Here is a 4,899-nt window from a genome sequence, read left to right on the forward strand (position 1 = left end):
GCATAAATCGACTAAATCCTTATCTGGCAAGAGACTTAATTGATTAGTTCGCTCTAGATCGAAAACAATTGACAAAAATCGCCAAATGTCTTTCTCTATAAGAGTTTCATTCCTTATAATCCTGTACGTTGCATAAGACAAACCGAAGAACCGACAATTTTAAAAGCTTTTAAAATTAGTCTAACAATCCATGCACAGCTGCCCTATGTGTTCGGGAATTACCCTTCGTCACCTTGTGGTTGGTCGTGCCTACTGGTATTGTCCTCACTGTCGTCAGGAGGTTCCTAACTTCCTTGATTGCTCCAGTCCTGCCAAGGTAAAGGTAGAACGAGTTAGAGCGGAAAAAACAGTCTAGATTTTCAAGTTGGTAGATGGCAATAAGACCTGTGGGATGTGTTAATTTTTAACACATCCCACTTTACCTATCTATACATCCCTAGGATTGAGATGGATCATTTCCCAAGTCACATAGGTACCGATCGGACTCCAAATCAGGTAGGGTAGGAGTAGGATGCCCGCCCAAGAAGAAACAGGGAAAACCAATAGCGCCAGAAGAAAACCCAAGAAAAAACCCGTACCTCCGATAATCGTTCCCGCTTTGAGACTGCGTAGTTTACAGGTGACGGGAGTATAGGCAGTAATAGTCAATTCCACCAACAGATAAAAAGCCATCAAAAACCAGCGATTAGCCGGTTGCGCTTCCCAGACTAAATAAGCAGAAATTGCCCCACAAATATAGATAATTGTCCAGATAAGAGGGATTAATCTTTCAAAGGTTAACCAATCGGGACGACGCAATCGCGCAAACCAACGTACATCGCGAGAATTGAGTAATCCCCCAGCTAACGCTACCAAAAATCCCACGACACCGATAAGCAACCAAGAGGGAATCATGATTTTAAGCTATCCTCCGCTAATTTTGGCTTTGTAACCCGATTCAATGAGAATTTGTAGAATTTTTTGGCGATGATCTCCTTGGATCTCAATGGTATTTTCTTTCACTGTACCACCCGTTCCGCAAGCGGTTTTTAACTGTTTTAATAATTTCGTCAGAGTTTCGGTTTGGCATTGAAAACCTGTAACCATGGTAACGGTTTTTCCCGCACGACCAGAGCGGGAGGTTTGTACTCGCAAATTCTGCTGATTCGGGGGTAATTCAGGAATGGAACGCTCAAAAGCTTGAGAATTGCTTTGATCTCCAAATTCCTGATAGGCAATCCGGTTTTTTTCTTTTGATTTACTCATATAGCAATTATCATACTGGGTTTGGGGGTTGGGGTTTGGGGGTTGGGAAGTGGGGAAGCTGTCTCATCACCCTATCACCCTATCACCCTATCTCCTCCTGACTGCTGATAGCTCTTAATTGGTTGGACTGGCAGCGCATTTGATTAAGTTCAGCTGCCGACATTCGATCGAGATGACCTAAAATCATATTAACTCGACCTTGGGATTTTAATTTTTCTCGATGTCGTGCCAAAAAATCCCAGTAAAGAAAATTAAAAGGACAGGCAAACTCCCCGACTCGTTCATTTTTTTTATACACACAACCCCGACAATAATCACTCATTTTATCAATATAGTTGGCCGAGGAAGCGTAGGGTTTAGAAGCGAGAATTCCCCCATCGGCAAATTGTCCCATTCCCAGTACATTAGTCTGCATTACCCAATCGTAGGCATCGATAAAAACACTATGAAACCAGTTTTCAATCTCTTGGGGAGAGCAACCAAAAACTAAGGCAAAATTGCTCAAAATCATTAATCTTTGAATATGATGGGCATAACCGGTATTTTCCACCTGTGATAATACTTGTTTGAGGCAATTCATATCGGTTTGTTTACTATCCCAAAAGAAAGCTGGTAAGGGTTGTTGATGCTCAAACCAATTACGATTAGCGTAATCTTCTCCCAAATAATGATAAATTCCCTGCATATATTCCCGCCATCCCAACACCTGACGGATAAATCCTTCGATGCTATTTAGGGCTAAATTATCTTTTTTATAGGCAATTGCTGCCCCTTGAATCACTGCCAACGGCGTTAGTAATCCTAGATTCAGATAGGGAGATAATAGGGAATGCCAGAGGGTTTCTTCTCCCGTTACCATCGCATCTTGGTAGGGTCCAAAGTTGGGCAGACAATTAGTAATAAAATGCTCCAAAACCTGTAAAGCTTGTCGGCGGTTTACTGCCCAGCGAAAAGGTTTGATTTTTCCATATTTAGGAATATCTAAAGCTTCCACATCAGCGATAACCTGAAGGGTAATTTCATCGGGTTCAAACCAAAGAGGAGCAGCAGTTTTTAATCCATCCTTGGGCGGTTTGCGGTTTTGTTTATCAAAGTTCCATTGTCCTCCTATGGGTTGATTATCCTCGATTAAAATCTGCCATTTTTTACGACTTTCTCGATAGAAATCCTCTAGTAATAGTCTTTTACGAGATTTAGCCCAATTATTAAAATCTGTCCTAGTCCAGAGAAAGTGATTATTATCAATTAGGGTTATAACACAGTCTAAATTCAGATTTTTGATTAATCTAAGAAAAGGTAAATCATTAGGCATCATAATCTGTAATTCTTTAATGCCTAATCGTTCAATCCAAGCAGATAAAATCGGTTCAAAATCTTCAGCAACTTCGTAGGTGACAGACCATCCTAAAGTTTTTAATTCTTCGGCAAAATGACGCATCGCCGACCAGATTAAAACTAATTTTTGCTGATGATAGGGTCTTTGTCGAATATGATTGTGGGATTCAATTAAAATAACCGGCGTTTCCTGTGAATAGGCTTGACGATTAGCTAAGGCCGCTTGTCCTGTCCATAATTGATCCCCTAAAATCCAAATGCCAATGGTCATAATTATCTCATGTCCTCTACTATTCCGCCGTATTTTTTAGCCATAATATCCGCCATTTCCCGAGCAGAAAATTTACTGGCTTTATCAATGCTGGGGGTAAATGTACCCGTAGAGGTTAAATAATGGGTAAATACCCCGACTTTTTTGCTAATAATCCACATATTTCTGGAAGTCAAAAATTAAAAATGGGATGGGAAGTGGGGTGTGGGGTGTGGGGTGTGGGGTGTGGGGTGTGGGGAGTTTTCTCAGTGAACTGATAACTGATAACTGATAACTGATAACTGATAACTGATAACTGATAACTGATAACTGATTAGGTTTTTGTCCTGAGACTTTGGGCGCTTAGATAAAGTTGCGTCCATTCTTTGACCACTTGCGTGCGTTTACAGTTTAATTCGCCGGCGATTTCCTCAAGGGTTTTACCCGCTTTTAAGCCATCGATAACGCTTTTACCCCTGGGAGAAAGGCCAGCATAGAAACTTTGCCATTGACTGAGAGTTAAGCCAAAATTATGCTCTTTCGGGCTGATTTGTAACCATTCAGCGATTAATTCTGTCCCTTCCTTGAGGGCAAAAACCTTAATCGCATGATAGCCAACTTTTTCCCGGAGACGATAAATCCCTTGAATGGGAATATTCATCGCTTTGGCGATCGCATCTTGGCTTTCGCCCCCGAGATAGAGGTTAAACCAAGTCACCGCCTCCGGACTAACATTTTCCTCTAAATACTTAGCAAAACTCTCTTGAACTTTTGCCCGGAGAATTTGCGCTTCTTGGTGAGTGCGTTCATCTTCGTAGGTAGCGATCGCATTTTGATCCAGTAAACTTAGGCTATTTTCCCCCTCATCGCCACTAATTTCATCGGAGAGAATCCGGATCATTTCTTGCTGCGGCACGTTAGTGATACCGCTTTTCGATTGACGACGGAGATAATTAACAAAACGATAGGCTAACAGGGGTTGATTGCGAATCGGACGCAGGGCGTATTCCTCGAGGGTGGCTAACAGCAGCCGATCGCGAGTAGCTTGATCGTTGGTACAACGAGCGATCCATGCTAACTGGGATTGCAGATAGCGATCGCTATTTAACATTTCTTGAATAACTTCCTGCAAGACATCGGCCACCGCTTGCCGACGATCGCGACTTAAGGAAACCCAAGTGCGAATTTTTTGCCGGAGAGTGACACAAGCACCGAGACGATCGATCAGGTTACGATAGGCGCGGGTGGGACTAACCTTGAGATAGCGTTGCTGTAAAATTTGCCAAAGATAGACTAATCCCCGTTTAGCGATTTCTAAATCTCTCTCGTCTAAATTTTCCCAACGTTGGCTATCTTCACCGAGTAACCAATTGATAATGGTATCCCGTTGGCGATCGGTTAAGGAATCCTCTGTTTGAGAGAGGCGATCTTGCCATTGTTGCCTTAACTCGTCGATTATTGTCGTCATCGAAAAATTGAGTTCCAAACCCCGTCTTTTGAGGACGGCTTTAGTTTGAATATTAGCGCATTTACACGATATATGCTAGAACCTGAGCCATGGAGAAAGCCTATCGCACCGATTTTACCCAACCCCCGACTAGAACCAACTAATCAATTAAGTCTTTTGCCGGATCAGGATTTAGGGCGATGTCGAAGAGTTCCGCTTCGCGATTGCATCGCTTCCTAGGGTGCGTTCCCTGAAAACATGACAATTTCAAGGTTAACCAATATTTGGGAACGCACCACCCCTACCATTCATGGATTTGATTGTGGACTGCCTGTTTTAATTGATAATTCGGGAACATTTTCCTGTTCATAATTTCCTATTAATATTCCCAAAATTTCCATTAAAGAAGCAAGAGGATGATTTTCATTTTCTCCTATTTCATCTATCAAATTATCTAACATAATTACTAATTGTTCATATTCCTGGACTTCCCCCATACAGAAATACTAAAAAATTAACAAAACCCTTACTGCAGGTCGCTTCTCAGAAAAAATTGAAAAGACGCTACTGGGTACATTTTCCCTTTGAAAATGGCTGTACCGTTGACTGTATCTAGAGTAGA

At 41.9% G+C, this 4,899-nt stretch carries 7 protein-coding genes; 1 reads left to right on the plus strand and 6 read right to left on the minus strand.

Translation table 11 applies throughout. The annotated features are described in order from the left end of the window. Window positions 1-190 precede the first annotated feature (190 nt). On the plus strand, window positions 191-355 hold the full coding sequence (locus O9300_RS09095) for a hypothetical protein (protein ID WP_287971356.1): 165 nt from the start codon (window positions 191-193) through the stop codon (window positions 353-355). Between the two features lie 71 nt (window positions 356-426). On the opposite strand, the gene O9300_RS09100 is transcribed toward O9300_RS09095, so the two are convergent. The 6 genes from O9300_RS09100 to O9300_RS09125 form a co-directional block, all read right to left on the minus strand. Next, window positions 427-894, minus strand: a complete 468-nt coding sequence (locus O9300_RS09100) for a TspO/MBR family protein (RefSeq protein WP_149986205.1) — start codon at window positions 892-894, stop codon at window positions 427-429. Between the two features lie 9 nt (window positions 895-903). Further along, the gene (locus O9300_RS09105) at window positions 904-1,245 is read right to left on the minus strand and encodes a translation initiation factor (RefSeq protein ID WP_287169864.1); all 342 of its coding nucleotides are present in this window, start codon (window positions 1,243-1,245) and stop codon (window positions 904-906) included. Between the two features lie 82 nt (window positions 1,246-1,327). Then, on the minus strand, window positions 1,328-2,851 hold the full coding sequence (locus O9300_RS09110; protein WP_287971358.1) for a cryptochrome/photolyase family protein: 1,524 nt from the start codon (window positions 2,849-2,851) through the stop codon (window positions 1,328-1,330). Window positions 2,852-2,853: 2 nt separating this feature from the next. Beyond that, window positions 2,854-3,012 carry a hypothetical protein gene (locus O9300_RS09115; protein WP_287731584.1) on the minus strand — a complete coding sequence of 53 codons (159 nt, stop codon included), beginning with the start codon at window positions 3,010-3,012 and terminating at the stop codon, window positions 2,854-2,856. Window positions 3,013-3,164: 152 nt separating this feature from the next. Then, a complete protein-coding gene (locus O9300_RS09120) occupies window positions 3,165-4,298 on the minus strand; it encodes a HetZ-related protein 2 (protein WP_287971360.1) in 1,134 nt (377 codons plus the stop codon). Between the two features lie 287 nt (window positions 4,299-4,585). Next, entirely contained in the window at window positions 4,586-4,738 is a 153-nt protein-coding gene (locus O9300_RS09125) for a hypothetical protein (protein ID WP_287971361.1), read from the minus strand. Window positions 4,739-4,899 lie beyond the last annotated feature (161 nt).

Origin of the sequence: Microcystis sp. LE19-195.1E, assembly GCF_027532095.1 — a bacterium.
In the GTDB taxonomy this organism is placed as follows: Bacteria; Cyanobacteriota; Cyanobacteriia; order Cyanobacteriales; family Microcystaceae; genus Microcystis; species Microcystis aeruginosa.

Bases quoted from the DNA above. Each gene is read 5' to 3' on its own strand.
- O9300_RS09110 (WP_287971358.1), bottom strand. From the start codon at position 2,851: ATGACCATTGGCATTTGGATTTTAGGGGATCAATTATGGACAGGACAA.
- O9300_RS09105 (WP_287169864.1), bottom strand. From the start codon at position 1,245: ATGAGTAAATCAAAAGAAAAAAACCGGATTGCCTATCAGGAATTTGGA.
- O9300_RS09125 (WP_287971361.1), bottom strand. From the start codon at position 4,738: ATGTTAGATAATTTGATAGATGAAATAGGAGAAAATGAAAATCATCCT.
- O9300_RS09100 (WP_149986205.1), bottom strand. From the start codon at position 894: ATGATTCCCTCTTGGTTGCTTATCGGTGTCGTGGGATTTTTGGTAGCG.
- O9300_RS09120 (WP_287971360.1), bottom strand. From the start codon at position 4,298: ATGACGACAATAATCGACGAGTTAAGGCAACAATGGCAAGATCGCCTC.
- O9300_RS09115 (WP_287731584.1), bottom strand. From the start codon at position 3,012: ATGTGGATTATTAGCAAAAAAGTCGGGGTATTTACCCATTATTTAACC.
- O9300_RS09095 (WP_287971356.1), top strand. From the start codon at position 191: ATGCACAGCTGCCCTATGTGTTCGGGAATTACCCTTCGTCACCTTGTG.